This is a genomic window from Flavobacterium johnsoniae UW101 (assembly GCF_000016645.1).
GTDB classification, from domain to species: Bacteria; Bacteroidota; Bacteroidia; order Flavobacteriales; family Flavobacteriaceae; genus Flavobacterium; species Flavobacterium johnsoniae.
The window spans coordinates 3,555,413-3,572,756 of record NC_009441.1; the positions used below are offsets into that span (position 1 = coordinate 3,555,413).

A 17,344-nucleotide genomic window follows, 5' to 3' on the forward strand; every position below is an offset into this window, starting at 1 on the left:
TTATATAACACTACTAACCAATAACTATAATGGAACTACTCTACGTATGGATTGAGAATTTCAGAAATATCAATAATAAAGGCTTAAATTTTTCCAACCAATATGAAATCAATTACGATAGATTATCAAATAATTTGACAATTAACCTGTTGGATGGCAGTAATGCCTTAAAAAAACGTGGCCGCATCTTGAAATTTAAAGGCGATGAAATTAATTATCTTGAGAATTTCTTCAGTTCTGAACCTTTAGAAAGGATATCTAATATTTCTCAGGTCACGGCTATTATTGGAAAAAACTCATCAGGTAAAAGTAATATTATAGATTTTATACTTACAGCAATAAGTAAAGGGCGAAGGGATAGATTAAGCCCTAATTATGTTTTGATTTTTAAAAAGAATGACAAACCTTATTTTTTTGGCAGAACTGAGGGCAAGAGTATTACGACTTCGAAAGTTGAATGTTTGGAAGTTGAATTAGAAAAAGCTGATATTAACAGCGAATGGGAGACCATGTTCTACTCCAATGTTGCAGATAATAAGGAATATCTTTTTGAAGGAAGCAGTATCAATAATTGTTCATTCGAAGCAATGAACAAATTGCAGTCAAATAAGATCAGATTTGTCGATTCTCCAATTTTTAGTGACACTTGGCAAAAATTAAATCCCAATAACAATCCAGAAAGAAAGATCAGGTTCATTTTTAATCCAATTGCTTTTACGGAACTTGAAAGTGCTTTTATTGCTGAAGATAAAATTGAAGGTATCATCAAACGTTACAGAAAGGCAATTTACCAGGAATCAACATCTAACTACAATAGATTTAAATACGGACTGGCAGTTAATCTGCTTAGTTTTCTAATTTCTAAAAACGTCCCGATGGATGATTTTTTGGACGGTGTTCAATTAGTTGGACAGGAAGGAATGGCAGAAGCTATCGCGACCTTAAATCCAAAAGTTGTTGCCTTTCTAAACAGTTTTCATCACAGTGAAATTGAAGACCTGAGCGAATCAGATTACAGTTTGTACAATGATCTGCTGCAGGAATTGGAATCCCAAAATTTTAACTTTGGACAGATAGAAAAATACAGCAATTCAATTCTTGTGGATTTTAGTAATGAGTTCAAAGATCTTATAGACAATAAACAAGATCTTTTTAATAATCCATCACTCATATCGCATGATTGGTCTAAATTGAGTTCAGGCATGAGAGCCTACCTAAATTTATTTTCGCAACTATACTCGGTGAGTGAAAAAGTTAGAGGAAACTCCAAAAGCCTATTGATATGTATAGACGAAGGTGACCTATATCTGCATCCGGAATGGCAAAAGAATTTTCTAAATGATCTCATCTGGTTTATCTCACATGTGTTTCAATCCTCAAAAGTTCAATTGATTCTCACTTCGCATTCCCCATTTCTAATCTCTGATCTTCCAAAAGAAAATGTCATTCTTTTAGATGATAATTGCAACCCAAGTAGACAGCTAAATGAAGAATCTTCTTTTGGGGCAAATATCCATCAGTTGTATACAAAACAATTTTTTCTGAAGAACGGCTCGATTGGGGAATTCGCAAAGAGGAAGATTACAACTCTTTTGAATGACATAAAGGAAATGACCGAGGATAATGTTGAATTATACCAAAAAAGGGTTGATATGATTGGAGAACCGGTTTTACGCTTTAGGCTGCAAGATGAATTAAAAAAGAGATTGAGCCAATTATCAAAAGAAACGCAGATCAAATGGCATAAATCAGAAATTTCTAAACTGACTGCATCATGATTTTTATAGGAAGTATACCCGATTCCATACTCGATTCTCATTGGACCTATTTCACAGCATCTGACGGTTATGCAAAAATAAACTCATTTGCCGAAGATGAAGGAATTGAAGAATCCCAACGCAATTATTTTATCAGACTGCGGGACAATCCTGATATTTTGAAATCCATTGTTGTCGGCAGACCGCATGAATTAAAAATAGAAATTGAACATTATCAAACAAATATAATAAATGAAATAGCTTTACTTTCACAGTATCAAAGTTTTTTAGCTCTCGGTACATTTGATCAAATATGTGAGCGCATCAACAGAAAGGCAGAGAGTTTTGTTGGAAAAGTTGAGGTACTTCGCAGGAAAAATGAATATCGTGACACTTTGGTGGGCTTAAAAACGGAACTGAATCCCGCCTTATTTCCAAACCCAAATGCAGGAGCAAAAATTCCCATTAATCTTTTAAAATCAATGTTTTCAGCGCTTAAAGGACAATTTACTGAAAGCGTAAAGGACTTTTATTCCAAGATTTACACCATTTTCAATTATGATGCCCTAATTGAGGCAAAAGAACCTTGGGGAGCCTATAAATTGACAAATGAACTCAATGTTAATGTATGCCCCTATTGCAACAGGAACTATATCAACACCAGCTATAACGACCATGGAAAAACGAGGCCCGAACTTGACCACTTTTTTCCTAAATCAAAATATCCGTTCCTATCAATATCAATTTACAATTTGATACCTAGTTGCCATATCTGTAACTCAAGTTTAAAAGGTGCTAAGGATTTTTATCTCGAACCGCATCTCCACCCATTTATGGAGTTTAAGAACGACGATTTCCAATTTGAAATCAAATATCGCGAGGACGTTATTGAAGAAATAGTCGCCGATGTGGATAGCTTTGAAATCGTTGTGACAACTTTGACCGAAGATGCGGACTTAAAAACCAGCATCAACAATTCTTGCAAGACATTTCTAATAAAAGAACTATACAATCTGCATAAGGACGTTGCGCAGGAACTACTCTTCAAATCCGTTTATTACAATGAAACAAAAATACATGAATTGAAAAGCATATTGGGCGACCAGGCAGGTATTGACGACAATTTTCTAAAAAGAGTAATAATCGGTACATATGCTGACAGCAGAAGTATCGGCAAAAGATCACTTTCAAAGTACTCTTATGATATCATATCGAAAACGGACTTGAAGAGGACTTTAGATTTATAATAGAAATACCGATTCCATTTTTTACCTGCAGCATTTTATCTGTATTATTAAGAAATAGCTTAAAAATTAATATATTTATTTTAAAATAATCAATTAAACTCCTTATGTTGAAAGCTTTATTTGAATCCATATATAATTGCAAGACTGAATTAGATGTAGACAAACTAATTTCTGTTGATTTCCATCTATCGAAGGCGGAGAACTGGTTTCCCATTGGGCAAAACGAATCAAATTTCAGTATAATCGAAAATCAGCAGTCTAACCCGATTGCAGCGCTCGTCGAAAAGGTAACCAATTCCATAGATGCCATCCTGATGAAAAAATGTATTGAGGCAGGTTTGGACCCTAAAGCTAAAAATGCTCCAAAATCAATGGACGAAGCTGTTGAATTGTTTTTCGTTGACAATAAAAATTGGGATCTGAACAGTACCAGAAGGAAACAGGCTGAAGACATACAAATTATTGCTGACGGTCCCACCAGACAAAGTTCAGTAATCATTTACGATAATGGAGAGGGGCAGCATCCCGAAAATTTCGAAAGTACTTTTCTCTCCCTGATGCGTGGAAACAAAAATGAAATTCATTTTGTACAGGGGAAATACAATATGGGAGGAAGTGGCGCCATTGTCTTTTGCGGCAAAGGATATCAACTGATAGCTTCTAAAAGGTTTGACGGTTTAGGAAAATTTGGTTTTACACTAGTGAGGGAACATCCGTTGTCCAAAGATGAATTGGAAATTAAAAAAAACACTTGGTATGAGTATTTAAAGATCGACAACAATATTCCGTCCTTTGATACAACTAAGTTGGATTTAAAGCTGCTCAACCGCGAGTTTACCACCGGCACGGTGATTAAGATGTATTCGTACCAGATGAAAGGAGTTTCCGGTTTTGCCCAGGATTTAAATCAAAATCTGAATGAATTTTTGTTCAAACCTGTTCTGCCGGTCTTTACAATCGATACCAAAGAGCGTTATCCTAATAACAAAGTTTTAGAAACTACAGTTTATGGACTGCAAAGACGTTTGGAAGAGGAAAAGGATTATGTCGAAGACTGGTTTTCTGAAGAATACGAAGACGTTCTATTCGGTAAGATGAAAGTAACGTGCTATCTCTTCAAGGCAAAACAGGACGGCAAAACCGTAAAAGAAACCAAAGCAGATATACAGCGCAGATTCTTTAAAAACAATATGTCAACTTTGTTTTCGATGAATGGTCAGGTACATGGACACTATACGTCCGAATTTATCACCAGAGGTCTGAAATACAACTTATTGAAGGATTACCTCCTGATCAATGTAGATTGTACAAAAATGAAATATGAGTTTAGAAAAGACCTTTTTATGGCTTCGCGTGATCGTTTAAAAAATGGAGCTAAAGCCGAAGAATTAAGGGACTATCTGCGCAAGAAATTAACTAAATCAAAACTTGACGAAATTAACAAACGCAGGAAGGATTCTATTGGTCTAGAAAGTGAAGACACATCCGAGCTTATAAAAAGTTTTGCAAAAAACCTGTCAAAAGACAGTGATCTATTCAAGTTATTGCAAAATACACTTAAACTTGAGGAACGAGCAAAAGAAAAACCCGAAAAAAAGCAGACACTAAATAGGCCTGCTAAGGAACAGGTGCCATTCAAACCCGAGCGCTTTCCAAGTTTTTTTAAGTTGCAACATAAAGCAAACAGTCCTATTCCTGTTCCAGTTGGAGGTGAAAAGACCTTACGCTTTGAAACAGATGTGGAGGACCACTATTTTGACAGGACTGATAATCCAGGAGATTTGCAGGTTAGTATCCTAAGGGTTAAACGAACAGATAGTAACGGTGGAAATGAAAAGGGAAATACAAAAGAACCTGGAGAGTTGCTGAATATCATCAAATCTAGCCCTGACAAAGGTACAATCAAAATCACATTGAATCCTGACACTGACTTACGTCAAGGAGACGAAATAGAAATACAGGCAAGCCTGAAAGGTGCAGGTGAAGACTTTTTTCAGGAAATTGTTTTCCTTAAAATCGTCGACCCCGAGCAGAAGAAAGAACCTGCTCCCGAGGAAACGGAAAGTTTTGATAACATAGGACTGCCGGAACTGGTTAAAGTTTCCAAAGAACAATGGGATGAAGTCGAAATAAAGAGCGGTATTTCCATGAACTATGATACAGTTTTGGCTCCTGTAGCTTCTGGAGATATCTTGGAGAAAATCTACATTAACATAGACAGTAATGTCTTTCTCAATTATCGAAAAAAGCTAAAAAATGAAGATCAGATAATAGTTGCGCAAAAGAGATATATTGCAGCGGTTTACTTTCATTCATTGTTTTTGTATATGATAACCAAAAAGAAGAATTACAGACTTTCCCCTTCGGATAATATCGAAGAAGAAATAACTGTCGACACCTATATCAGCGACGTATTCGACAGTTATTACTCTGATTTTCTCCTTAATTTCGGTATGGAGCAACTGATGGGTAGTCTGGAAGACTAGTAATTTATGTTTAGGTGACCAGACTTTCGCTTATTGTTAAGCCGTTGCTTAAATTAAATAATACCATATTAAACGGATAGCAATTCTCCCCAGGTATTTTGGAAGTTCAATTTCGTCTAAATAAAGCAGCTTGCACAGCCTTCACCTTCAGCATCTTCCAAGATATCCAACAGGTAAGGTGACTGTGCTTTAGATTGTTTACGTTCTTTGCGTTTAATATATTCTTCTTTTATTTTCTCAATTCTTTCCGACTTTACCAGTTCTGCGAGCGATTCATCCTGTATCCATGTGTAACCGTCTTTTTCATATTCCATCGCTTTGAAGAATAAATCCGGATGCTGCTCATACAGCCAGACCCATTCTATTTTTTGTTGATAGAAGCAGAAAAAACAACCAGAACGGCTTCTTGCATAGGTCGATTTTTTACCATTCACTTCAAATTCAATGGCTTTATAGTACTCCGGAACTCCAACACCTGAATCCTCCAGTATTCTAAAAATATCATCCCGAACCAATAGATCTTCATTATCAACCAAAGGAAACTCAACTTCTTGAGACAAGGGATAATCGGTTGTCTTCAGGAAATGGAAAACCGCATGATTATACTCCTTCACCCCCAGATCTAAAAGAATGTTCAATTTTTGGCTTTGGCTGAAATTAATTGAAATTTCTTCATTTATAACTTCAAAAATTCTTTCCTTCTTTTCCCCTAAATCCAAAGTCGCATAAAAATTGAAAACATTTGGAATGTTATTATTGCCAAGAAATTTAGTTGTAACATCCTCGCTGAACATATTTTTTCGAAATGGAAAAATCGACTGTATATTTGATTTCCTCGAAATATATCCCTCTCTGTCCTCATCACCACGTATACCTACATATGAGATAACCAAATCATCTCCCACATATTTCTCGAAAGGTTCTAACTTCAATTTTTTCGTGCACCACCTTGAAATATTTCCAGGAAGATAGCCATTATACATCTTAATGAAATGATCAAAAGGATTAAGGCTCTCATCAGAAAGTACTGGTAGCTTGTAAATTTCCTTGCCTAGGTAATTCTCCAGATTTTCAATCAGATTATAAGTAGCTTCAAGTTCCTTTCCCGTATCTGAAGTGTAATATTCGATATCCAATTCCGGATAATTCTCTCGCATATAGATTGCTAAGGCGGCACTGTCCTTCCCTCCTGATATCCCTAGCACATGTCTGACTCTTCTCATTATAATAGGCTTTTTAAAACGGCAGTTACAGCGGCCAAATCAATACTTTTATCTTTCGACAACATCTCTTTTATTTTTTCTTCCAAGACATTCACATCTTTGGTCTTGCCCTTAGGCAGTCGGATGATCTTATTGGTCATGCCTTCTCCAAATGAATTTATCTGCAAATCGATGGCAATTTCTTTTTCTTCATTGAACTTGACCATTGAAATACGATTCAGACTGTCCAGGCTTAAAATCATATCTGAAAATTTGTCATAAAGCAAAAGTTCGTCCTCGTCTTTAAATTTCTCAAGCGATTTGCCCATCAGAGATTGGGCTAAAGAATTGAGCCACGCCTTTTTATCTTCAATTTGAGAATCTAAACGCTGAACAAAGGATTTCTGTGAATTTAAAAGCAAATGACGATGTAGATTCTTATATCTTTTTTGAAATTTTGCTTGATAATCCTCAAAAGCTAGCGGTTGGTCAAAATATTTGTCTTGAAGAAATGATTCAAATCGGTTTACCAATTCATCAAAACAATTTCGAATTTCTTTGATTGAGTCCTGAAGCTGAATGATAAAGTGCTGCAATTCTGACCTGTCCTTCTGTATTTTGGAAACCGAATAGCCTAATGCAGTAGGAAAATCTTCAAAGAAAGACTGCTCGGGATCCTTCGAGTTCGCTATTGCTTCTCTGATTGCCAGACTTTCTTTGGACAAACGCTTGGTTTCCTTTGAATAGTCCGGCAGTGCCCTATAAAATACTAGAAAAGGCTTGATCGTTTCAATAAAGGTCTGCGCGCTGCCATTATTATTTGAATCAATATTTAAAAATTTACGATAGCTGTTAAAGATATCCAGTTTAACACCTTCTAGCGCAAATGATTTCACTTCAAAATCTTTTGGAACCTTTGCAATCAGTTCCAAAATATCCTCATTAATTGTCGGCGTATATATCTTCTCGTTGAACAAGGCATATTCATCTCTCTTTATAAATAGAAAAGATGGAACCCAAAAATCAATAAAACCTTGCTTCAACTTGAAGGGCTTATTACTTAGGACTTCGATGAAATCCGAAATTCTTCTTTTGCTGGCTTTGGCACTATCCAAAAATTCAACAGAAGCTTGCCATAAACTGTGAAATCCATTTTCGTCGTGCGGCTGCACCAAATTTGAAGAGTTATCATTACACAGCTGAATCCCGTTATTTTCCAATAAAGAAAGATATATGGTTTTCTCTGGCGGAAATTTATCAGCAGAAAAGCCAAGCTGAGGAATATCCCAGTCATTGGCCAAAGCTCTATAATAATTCCTTTTAGCTGTATGTATAGATGTTGATATTCTATGTTTGTTTACAAGTTCATTATTAAAATAAGGCGTTTTGGAGTAAACTGTTTTACAGATTTGTGAAAGGAAAGAATTAAATTCCTTTTGTGATTTTATTTCTTTCTTCTGTCCAGAAAAGATCCATATAACAGAAGCTTTCTCGCCGAAAAGACTATTTTGTATCTTATGGTTTAGCAAATTTCGCTGATGCAGGACAATATTTTTAAGTTCGGTTACAGCGACCTTGTCATCAGGATTTTCCTCTATAACTTTTCTGGTCTTCTCAATCTCGAATAGCAGATCTTTAATCTCTTTTGAGTTTAAATAGTAACAGTACAAAATCGCTTCCTGATTCTCAAACGATACCTTTTCGATATCTGTAAGGATATCCGACTCATTAAAGATCAAGTTGATAAAGCCGTCCACTTCTCCTTCCGGTTTTAATGAAATTGGATGTGAGGATATTTTATATTCAAACAGACGAGGTGTTCCTGTCTCAAACATTGCCCTTTTTGCTAATACGGGTGGCAGCGAATAATTTTTATTAAGCAGTGTCACTACATCGGTAATATCATCAATCTTGTTTCCTGCCTCATACAGTGCTGTAGGGATGTCAAGATCGGTGCCTTCGAAAAGAATATAACGGTTATTGTAATTTCGGTAAAGAACAATTTTCTTTAATTCTAAATTTTCGATTATTTTCAGCGCATTTGAAATATTCAGACTTCTTTCAGCGTAAGCCACCAAAAAATCGCGGTTAATAAATGAGCCTGACTGAGCATTAATGGACAGCAAGCCTATTGTTTTAATTATTTTTTCATAATCTGACAGATTATGATCGAATAACGTTCCCGCTTTTTCCAAAGATGTTCTAATAGATTTCCATGCTCCGAAATCAGGATTGTATCTTGAATTCAGAAAGGAAAAATAATTGTGCATCAAAAAATCATACACCTCTGATACGGAATAAAAACTGTCACTCAGTATACTGTGCTGGTATAAGCCTGTATGATCCGTTGATTCCAAAAATGAAAACAAAGAACGCTCGTTCTGTCCATACTTCTGTAATGATAGGGTCAACACGTAAGCAGAAATGGCATCAAGGGGATATAATTTTTTTGCTATTTCCTTCACATAATCCTCATTGATGTTGAAGGCCTTAGATTGAGTCAGCAGATTTACTATATCATTTACATTCTTTTCCTTCTTAACTGCAGATTGTTTCTCCTCGATATGTTCAGAGGCAAGATACAGCAGCTGTTCGACCGGTTCATTAAAAGTAATCTCCTTGAACCGCCCTTTCACTTTGGTCCACTCTTGTCTTTGTGCTGAATCGAGATTAATGGCATAGGCATCAAAATTTTGGTGCACAGTTGTCAATAGAACGATGTTATGATCTGAATTATTAGTAAATTCTGCTAGTTGCTGAATAAAATACAGCTCTTTTTCAGGATCATTTTGGGACGCATATTCCAAAAATTTCCCAAACTCATCTATAACCACAAAAAGAAGCGGGCTTTTATTACCTAATTGGTAATAGCGATTAAAAATTTCAGAGAATATATTCTCTACTGCATCCTTATCATTCTTGATCTGCAAAAAATCACAGAAAGATTGTTTTAGAGACTGATATTCTCCAATAATTTTTATGAAATCAATTTTTGGATCTGCAAGCAAGTTCAAACCAAAATATGCTTTGTTTTTTTTGAGGGTCTGCTCCACCGCCCAAAGAAAAGAACTTTTTCCTGTCCCGTATGATCCGATTATGTTAAATGACCTTGTTCCTTGTTTAAAATCATTACTTATCTGGTTACTTATCCTAATAGCATTAGGAGTAGGAATATAAGTCAATTCCCTATCCGTATCACGAATGATATTAGTGGATGTACTGAATTTAATTGCCATAATAATGATTTAGTATTTCAAATTTATCAGGTTTTGAAACAAACTGTAGTTCCTTAATGCCGGCATGATCACTTAACGTCACACCGTATTTTTTATATTTTGGATTATTAGCTAAAGATTCCAATTTTTCCATCAATGCATTTTTGGTTATGCCAAAAACAGATCCAGCCTGATTCCTGTCCTGAAAAAGCATATTTAAACTTACCGAGTTTTGAAAATCCTGTTTATCCAAAATTGTATATAGGATAATTTCCTCAGGCAGATTGTTTCTACTCTCATTCGGGATGGAATATAATGATGTTTGTTTTTTTTCTTCCTGTATTAGATTTAGGTCTGCCAATAATCCTGAAAAAGTGTCTTCCTTATCCTTCACTTGATCGGTTGTTCTGATATACATTTTCGTTAATACATCAAAATCTGTCCCAGCAGTCTTCTTATTAAATTGAGTAAAACCTATTTCATTTGCCTTTCTTTGTACAAATAATAAAAAGTTTTCTTTTGTAAACTCTATTTTCTCTCTTCGCAGATAATTAAAAATCAAATCATAGATCGAGGAAAAACCCTGATTCACCAAATGATAATGAAGAAGCCACAAGGTCGCTTCATCTTCTAGAAAAGGATCTTTGCCTTCTGAAGAAAAAATATAATGTGCCAAACTTGTAAGTTTACCTTCTCCATCAATCAACGAAAATGCCTTCATCCAAAAATATATTGAAGCAACCATATTCTTACCTACACCAAGTAAAACTACTGCTTCAACGTCGGTAAATTTGTTCCCGTTATTTACAAAATCATAACCTTTCTTTAACCACAATTGCCTGCAGTGAAAAGTTTCATGACCAGATAAGGTAAGTTTATTGTATGGACTAGTCAATAATTCTGACATCGCTTAATTTTAATATTGTTTGCTACAAAGTAACAAAATATAACAAGAACAGTACTTATTTGTAAACAATAAATAATAGATTTTTACTGAATCATATCTCTTTTACATAAAGTCGAGGATATCAAAATCGCTGTCATCATTTTTCCCTCCAGTTGTCGAGGGATTTACATTTAAAGAAGAGAGCCTCCCTTCCAACAGCTCTGCCATTTTCCGGGACGCTCCTTCCATGGAATTCTCCAGTAGGTCGAATAATTCGGTTCCTTGTATTTTCTGAATCAACGCTGCTGCTGTTTCCTTTTGGGATGGCTCCAGGTCTTCCACCTGCAGCATCATCCCCACTGAGCTTAATTCTTCGAAGGTAACCCCTTGGGCAAAACCGCTATTCCCATTGGAAATTCCAAAATTGTTCCACTCTTCCTCCTCCTGCTCAAAATCAGGCAAATATTCATTTGCATCATCGCGTTCATCCTGCCAATCTGTTGTGCGTTGTTCGCTACTGATTTCTTCATCAAAATTATGCACTTCATCTCCAGCTGCCTTGAGATGGCAGTCATTGGCTTCCTGTGGCGCTAGGAGGCTTTTGAAACCCTTGGGCAGTCCGATTATATTAGGCACTTTTCCACTGCGTTTTACATTTCCCGTTTTTTTTTCTGGATTCGATACTCTTGCTGGAAATTTATCATGCGCAAGCAGCACTATGATTATCAGCAGGCATATAACGATTAATGTTTCCATACTACATTATTGGTTTATACTTCTCATTAAAACTAGCGATGATCTGATCGCCGAATTCCTGAAAATGATACTCAAGCAGATTGTCCAAGTACCCGTATATAGTTATTTTGTCCTCACCTATTACCTGTACAATGCGTGTCAGCTTCTCATGAAAATCAGGTCGTATGTATACCGTTTTTCCATTTCGGGCATTGGTCTCGGGTCTCTTGAAAAAGATAGCCTCATAATCTTCATGGTACTTTCTTTTCTTGCTGCGCTCGATTATGCTTGGCTTTTCAATTGGGGTGCTTGCCTCTTCAATCTTATGATTTTCTAGTCGTATTCCATCTTTTTTGACCCCATCGGCAATAAGGTTCATCATCAATTCTTCATTGATTTCATCACTGCTACCGATGATATTTTCCTTTCCCATGGCTTCAAGAATTGATTATTTCAAAAAATTCTGCAATAAACTGATCCATTCGGCAGGCTTTCATTAGGCGCTCGTCCGCAGGCAGCAAAGTGGAGCGGAAAACCGTCTTGGCGGCAGCTTCGCTTTCCTTGCGGAACCTGGTGCTGTTCATGACCTGCGTACGCATAATGGTTAATCCGAGCTCACCGATAAGCTTGCTGTACAGCTCATAGAGAGGAGAACGTTCGCGACCGTCTACCTGATTCCAAAATAGATTTATGCTTTTAATCGAAGTACTTCCCTTTTTCATTATAACATCGTTCATGAGCTGCGTAAATACCAGCGAGCTCTCCATTACCACTCGATCTGCGGTTATAGGGGTGAAAATATGATGCATGCCTGCAAGTGCCTTCAAAATTCCCGGAGTGTTTACTGTACCGGGAAGGTCAAAAAAAATAAAATCAAACCGAAGGTCTGAGGATTCCAAAAACTCGATCGCAGCCTGAACGACACCTTCCGCCTTATGTTCAATAATGGGATACGCTTTTCTGTTAATCGACGTAAACTGCCTGAATGCGGCCTTTTTGAGAAACTCGTTTTCCATCACCATTCCCAGATCCCGATTCTTCATTTTCACAAGGCTGTATTGTGGGAAATCCGCATCAAAAACTGCCACATTATAACCCTGTCGATAATGCAGTTCACTTGCTACAAGGACAGTAAAAGTAGATTTTCCTACACCTCCTTTCTGGGAGGAAAAAGCGATAAATTTTGTTTTGTTTTCCGATTCCATATTATTCTGCGTTTAAATGATTAAAAAAAAAGATGTGCAGTAATGCAATATTTCCGAATGTATGTGTGCACATGGGTATGTGCATATCTACTGCAATTCGTACCGATGCGAGCATTCATCTACGATAATAATTATCTGCGTACGGAGCTCCTGTCATAAATAATTTTATACCTAATTTCCTATATCTGTATATAATCGCCTGCAAACAGAGAGTTATATATACTTACAGCCACTGAACCCTACACAGAGTAAAGTCTGTCTGTACACGTACCGATAAAACCTTTTGTCTAAGCACATAACAACATACCTACATCTGTACACTGCTATGTAAGGGCAAAGAAACAAGGAAATCAACCTTTATATGTGATTGGGGAATGCATTGGCTTTCATTGTCGCAGTTTGGTGTAAGCATTGAATGCATGGATGCGCTAAAGAGTCTCTTACTTTGCATTATAGTGAACAGCAGACAAGAACCCAAAACAAATCTAACGCTGGGAGATAGGAACGAACAGTCAAAACCTGTTCCTCCCTTCTACATGAAAGCCGTCCCGAAGGGCGGATTTTTCTGTGTTCACCAGAACACGGCAAGTTGTGTTTTGAGGCACTCGAAATTCGAATGGTGCCTCAAAACAACTTGCCCTGCCGGGGGGCCGGAAAACCCTTCCGAAGTCAGGGTTTTAAATTATGCTAAAAATGAAATATTATGCATGGGGAAAAATATGAAGGACGCAAAAAAATGGGGCGGACACCGAAAGAGGAACCGAGTATACATCGGCATGTTTTTCGGCTGACAGACAGGGAGAACGCAAAACTTCTTTCACTTTTTGAAGCCTCTGGAATTGACAATAAGGCAAAATTTATTGTTGCTCGACTCTTCGAAAAGGAGCTCAGGACGATAAGGATCGACAAGGGAACCATTGACTTTTACATGCGTCTGACCACTTTTTACGGACAGTTCCGTTCCATCGGAGTGAACTACAACCAGCTTGTAAAACTGCTGTACAGACATTTTTCGGAGAAAAAAGCAGCCGCCTATCTCTATAAATTGGAAAAACAGACTGCTGAAATGGCATCCTTGTGCCAAAAAATCATCCAGCTGACACAAGACTTTGAAGAAAAATTCCAAAAAAAATGATAGCAAAAATCGGCAGGAGCAGCAACTTATATGGCGCACTGGCATACAATCAGCAGAAGGTTGATAAGCAGAAAGGCAGGATTCTATTTTCAAACAAGATGATCGAGACCGCTGACGCAAAGTATTCCGTTGCGCAATTGGCGCAGTCATTCGCTCCCTATCTGGCAGTAAACCGCAGAACGGAAAAGCACACGCTTCACATATCGCTGAACCCGGACCCTAAGGATGATGTTTCTGATGAAAAATTCAGGAAGATGGCAGAGCGGTACATGCGCGAAATGGGTTTTGCAGAACAGCCCTATGTCGTCTTCAAACATACCGATATAGCGCGGCGGCACATTCATATCGTCACGGTCTGCGTGGATGGGCAGGGGAAAAAAATCTCCGACAAGTTTGAGAAGATGCGTTCCATGAAAATCTGCCGTGATTTGGAATCAGACTTCGGACTTAGAAAAGCAACAGATGGCAGGCAGAATGAGAAGGAGAAAATATTGCTTCCGGTACATTACGCAGCAGACGAGCTGAAAAGCCAGATCACTGCGGTACTTCGACATCTGCCTGATTTGTACAGTTTCCAGTCCTTGGGGGAATACAATGCATTGCTTTCCCTTTTCAATATTACATGTGATAAGATCGAGGGAGAATTACAGGGAAGAATGCGTAGCGGCCTTCTGTATTTCCCATTGAACGAAATTGGCCAAAAAGCAGGCCGACCTCTAAAAGCATCCAGGCTGGGAACAAAAGCTGGTCTGGAATCCTTGAATCGGCATTTTTCTAAAAGCAGGTTGGAAATGAAAGACAGCCCTGTCAGAAGGCATTTGCAGACTGCCGTCTCAAAGGCCTTCCTTTCCTCCCACGACGAGCAGTCCTTTAAAAAACTGCTTGCCGAAATTGGCGTCACTGCAGTATTACGGAGAAATGACAATGGGCGTATGTACGGAGCAACTTTTGTCGACCATCACTCAAAAAGTGTGTGGAATGGCTCACGCCTTGCAAAGGAATTGTCGGCCAACAGCTTAAACGAACATTGGAAAGATGGTAATAAAAAGCAAATCGAAAATTCAACACTGCAACAATCAAAATTTTCTGATCTACAAAATATGGACTCATCTCCCCAAGACCAGCATCATTTCTTTGAATTCCTAAATACAAACTTGGTGCACAATGAGAAATTGGTAATGGAACTGGTGACTCTTCTGCCCACAATGCAAGACGAAAATTTTGAAGAGCTGCAGTTTGCAAGGAAAATCAGGAAAAGAACCAAACGCCGTAATTAGACATGATATCCGTGCCAGACAAAGTCTTTTATGGCCACACATTACATTGTGATAGTCCACAGGATTAAAAACATATATCTTAAAAGCAACAGTTTAATAATTACAATTATGCAGGGAGAAGATGATTTAAGGGGACTTGCCAAAATTATGGCATTCATGCGCGCGGTTAGCATACTTGTTCTACTGATGCACTTTTACTGGTATTGTTACGGTTTTTTTAATGCAAGAGGATGGACACTGGAAACCATAGATACTATATTGCGCGGTTTTGACCGTACTGCCGGACTGTTCTCGAATGTCCTGTACAGCAAATTGTTTGCCCAGCTACTTCTTATACTCAGCTGCCTGGGAACCAAGGGTGTCAAGAACGAAAAGATTACCTGGACTAAAATCTATCCCGTTTTGGCTCTTGGCTTCATATTTTTTTTCTTGAACGGGTTCCTGCGGGAGGTTTCATATCTCTTGTATATGTTTTCTTCGGGAATCGGCTACACTGCTTTGATGGTGGCTGGCATCTGGATCAGCCGCATTCTCCGCACCAGCCTTATGGAAGACGTTTTCAACAATGAAAACGAGAGCTTTCAGCAGGAAACCAGGCTGCTTGAAAACGAATATTCCGTTAACCTCCCCACAAGCTTCTATTATAAAAACAAATGGAACAGCGGCTGGATAAACATCGTAAACCCTTTCCGAGCAACAATAGTGCTGGGTACTCCAGGATCAGGGAAATCCTACGCCATAATAAACAACTATATCAAGCAGCAGATAGAGAAAGGCTTTGCTATGTATATCTACGATTTCAAGTTCGACGACCTTTCCACTATTGCCTACAACCATTTGCTGCAGCATCACCATAAGTATCCCGTCAGTCCGAAATTCTACATCATCAACTTTGACGACCCCAGAAAAAGCCACCGCTGCAACCCTCTGAACCCTGCATTTATGACGGACATCTCCGACGCCTATGAGGCTGCCTATACCATTATGCTCAACCTGAACCGCAGCTGGATACAGAAGCAGGGAGACTTCTTTGTCGAGAGTCCCATAATACTTCTGGCCGCTATAATCTGGTTTCTTAAGATCTATCAAAACGGAAGATACTGCACATTTCCGCATGCCATAGAGCTCTTAAACAAAAAATACGCCGATGTCTTTACCATTCTTACCTCCTATCCGGAATTGGAGAACTACCTTTCCCCATTTATGGATGCTTGGAAAGGGGGCGCGCAGGATCAGCTTCAGGGACAGATAGCCTCGGCAAAAATTCCCTTGTCAAGAATGATATCCCCTAGCCTGTATTGGGTGATGACCGGTGATGACTTCTCGCTCGACATCAACAATCCCGAAGAACCCAAGATATTATGCGTGGGCAATAATCCCGACCGGCAGAATATCTATTCCGCAGCCCTTGGATTATACAACTCCCGCATCGTAAAGCTGATCAACAAAAAAGGGCAGCTGAAAAGTTCCGTAATAATAGACGAGCTTCCAACCATCTATTTCAGGGGACTTGACAATCTTATTGCGACAGCCCGAAGCAACAAGGTAGCTGTATGTCTGGGCTTTCAAGATTTCTCGCAGCTGAACCGTGATTATGGGGACAAGGAAAGCAAGGTGATCCAAAATACCGTCGGCAATATCTTCAGCGGCCAGGTTGTGGGGGAAACCGCAAAGAGCCTTTCGGAGCGGTTCGGCAAGGTGCTGCAGAAAAGACAGAGCATATCAATCAACCGCACGGATACCTCCACATCCATTTCCACACAGCTCGACAGCCTTATTCCGGCATCCAAAATCTCAACACTTACCCAGGGCATTTTCGTTGGTGCGGTATCGGATAATTTCGACCAGCGTATCGAGCAGAAAATCTTTCATGCCGAAATCGTGGTGGACACACAGCAGGTTGCGCGTGAAGAGAAGGACTACCAGCCCATACCTGAAATCATGCCTTTTACCGACGCGGAGGGACGGGATAATATGAAACTTGAAATTCAGGCCAACTACAGGCAGATCAAAAAGAATGTTGTCCGGATTATTGAGGACGAACTGGACCGTATTGCCCATGACCCTGACCTGCAGCATCTGGTGGTTAAGGAAAATAAAAAAGAGGATAATTGAAACATTATCCTCTTTCTTTTTTATAGCTTATAAATTTAACAGTGAAATTTTCTAAAAATCATACGATGGGCTTATTGCCAGCTT

General features: G+C 38.3%; 12 protein-coding genes. 6 read left to right on the plus strand and 6 right to left on the minus strand.

The features are described from left to right. Nucleotides 1–29: 29 nt before the first annotated feature. The 3 genes from FJOH_RS15605 (at nucleotide 30) to FJOH_RS15615 (ending at nucleotide 5,490) form a co-directional block, all read left to right on the plus strand. Complete coding sequence (locus FJOH_RS15605) at nucleotides 30–1,778, plus strand: ATP-binding protein (RefSeq protein WP_012025044.1); 1,749 nt, start codon at nucleotides 30–32, stop codon at nucleotides 1,776–1,778. Next, entirely contained in the window at nucleotides 1,775–3,004 is a 1,230-nt protein-coding gene (locus tag FJOH_RS15610; RefSeq protein ID WP_012025045.1) for an HNH endonuclease, read from the plus strand. Before FJOH_RS15605 ends, FJOH_RS15610 begins: the two co-directional genes overlap by 4 nt. Before the next feature lie 104 nt (nucleotides 3,005–3,108). Then, nucleotides 3,109–5,490 (plus strand): hypothetical protein, encoded by a 2,382-nt coding sequence (locus FJOH_RS15615; RefSeq protein ID WP_012025046.1) that lies wholly within the window; start codon nucleotides 3,109–3,111, stop codon nucleotides 5,488–5,490. A 116-nt stretch (nucleotides 5,491–5,606) separates the two neighbouring features. On the opposite strand, the gene FJOH_RS15620 is transcribed toward FJOH_RS15615, so the two are convergent. The 6 genes from FJOH_RS15620 to FJOH_RS15645 all read right to left on the minus strand — a co-directional run bounded on the left by FJOH_RS15620 (nucleotide 5,607) and on the right by FJOH_RS15645 (nucleotide 12,733). Further along, nucleotides 5,607–6,713 carry a phosphoadenosine phosphosulfate reductase domain-containing protein gene (locus FJOH_RS15620; RefSeq protein WP_012025047.1) on the minus strand — a complete coding sequence of 369 codons (1,107 nt, stop codon included), beginning with the start codon at nucleotides 6,711–6,713 and terminating at the stop codon, nucleotides 5,607–5,609. After that, entirely contained in the window at nucleotides 6,713–9,928 is a 3,216-nt protein-coding gene (locus FJOH_RS15625) for a hypothetical protein (protein WP_012025048.1), read from the minus strand. Before FJOH_RS15625 ends, FJOH_RS15620 begins: the two co-directional genes overlap by 1 nt. Then, nucleotides 9,918–10,814: a DUF4007 family protein gene (locus FJOH_RS15630; RefSeq protein WP_012025049.1), complete on the minus strand. Its 897-nt coding sequence runs from the start codon at nucleotides 10,812–10,814 to the stop codon at nucleotides 9,918–9,920. The genes FJOH_RS15625 and FJOH_RS15630 overlap by 11 nt, the downstream gene beginning before the upstream one ends. Nucleotides 10,815–10,916: 102 nt before the next feature. Then, complete coding sequence (locus FJOH_RS15635; protein ID WP_012025050.1) at nucleotides 10,917–11,549, minus strand: hypothetical protein; 633 nt, start codon at nucleotides 11,547–11,549, stop codon at nucleotides 10,917–10,919. A 1-nt stretch (nucleotide 11,550) separates the two neighbouring features. Beyond that, nucleotides 11,551–11,961, minus strand: coding sequence for a DUF3408 domain-containing protein (locus tag FJOH_RS15640; RefSeq protein ID WP_012025051.1), 411 nt, complete (start codon nucleotides 11,959–11,961; stop codon nucleotides 11,551–11,553). Nucleotides 11,962–11,965: 4 nt separating this feature from the next. After that, nucleotides 11,966–12,733, minus strand: coding sequence for a ParA family protein (locus FJOH_RS15645; protein WP_012025052.1), 768 nt, complete (start codon nucleotides 12,731–12,733; stop codon nucleotides 11,966–11,968). A 703-nt stretch (nucleotides 12,734–13,436) separates the two neighbouring features. On the opposite strand from FJOH_RS15645, the gene mobA reads away from it, so the two are divergent. From mobA to mobC, 3 genes are all read left to right on the plus strand, one after another. Beyond that, nucleotides 13,437–13,868, plus strand: coding sequence for a conjugal transfer protein MobA (mobA, locus tag FJOH_RS15650; protein ID WP_044047777.1), 432 nt, complete (start codon nucleotides 13,437–13,439; stop codon nucleotides 13,866–13,868). After that, nucleotides 13,865–15,145: a conjugal transfer protein MobB gene (gene mobB / locus FJOH_RS15655; RefSeq protein WP_012025054.1), complete on the plus strand. Its 1,281-nt coding sequence runs from the start codon at nucleotides 13,865–13,867 to the stop codon at nucleotides 15,143–15,145. Before mobA ends, mobB begins: the two co-directional genes overlap by 4 nt. 108 nt (nucleotides 15,146–15,253) lie before the next feature. Further along, nucleotides 15,254–17,260 carry a conjugal transfer protein MobC gene (gene mobC / locus FJOH_RS15660; protein WP_044047778.1) on the plus strand — a complete coding sequence of 669 codons (2,007 nt, stop codon included), beginning with the start codon at nucleotides 15,254–15,256 and terminating at the stop codon, nucleotides 17,258–17,260. The last annotated feature ends 84 nt before the right edge of the window (nucleotides 17,261–17,344 follow it).

Coding starts and splice junctions, on each gene's coding strand:
- FJOH_RS15625 (WP_012025048.1), bottom strand. CDS start 9,928: ATGGCAATTAAATTCAGTACATCCACTAATATCATTCGTGATACGGAT.
- mobA (WP_044047777.1), top strand. CDS start 13,437: ATGCATGGGGAAAAATATGAAGGACGCAAAAAAATGGGGCGGACACCG.
- mobB (WP_012025054.1), top strand. CDS start 13,865: ATGATAGCAAAAATCGGCAGGAGCAGCAACTTATATGGCGCACTGGCA.
- FJOH_RS15630 (WP_012025049.1), bottom strand. CDS start 10,814: ATGTCAGAATTATTGACTAGTCCATACAATAAACTTACCTTATCTGGT.
- FJOH_RS15645 (WP_012025052.1), bottom strand. CDS start 12,733: ATGGAATCGGAAAACAAAACAAAATTTATCGCTTTTTCCTCCCAGAAA.
- mobC (WP_044047778.1), top strand. CDS start 15,254: ATGCAGGGAGAAGATGATTTAAGGGGACTTGCCAAAATTATGGCATTC.
- FJOH_RS15620 (WP_012025047.1), bottom strand. CDS start 6,713: ATGAGAAGAGTCAGACATGTGCTAGGGATATCAGGAGGGAAGGACAGT.
- FJOH_RS15610 (WP_012025045.1), top strand. CDS start 1,775: ATGATTTTTATAGGAAGTATACCCGATTCCATACTCGATTCTCATTGG.
- FJOH_RS15640 (WP_012025051.1), bottom strand. CDS start 11,961: ATGGGAAAGGAAAATATCATCGGTAGCAGTGATGAAATCAATGAAGAA.
- FJOH_RS15605 (WP_012025044.1), top strand. CDS start 30: ATGGAACTACTCTACGTATGGATTGAGAATTTCAGAAATATCAATAAT.
- FJOH_RS15615 (WP_012025046.1), top strand. CDS start 3,109: ATGTTGAAAGCTTTATTTGAATCCATATATAATTGCAAGACTGAATTA.
- FJOH_RS15635 (WP_012025050.1), bottom strand. CDS start 11,549: ATGGAAACATTAATCGTTATATGCCTGCTGATAATCATAGTGCTGCTT.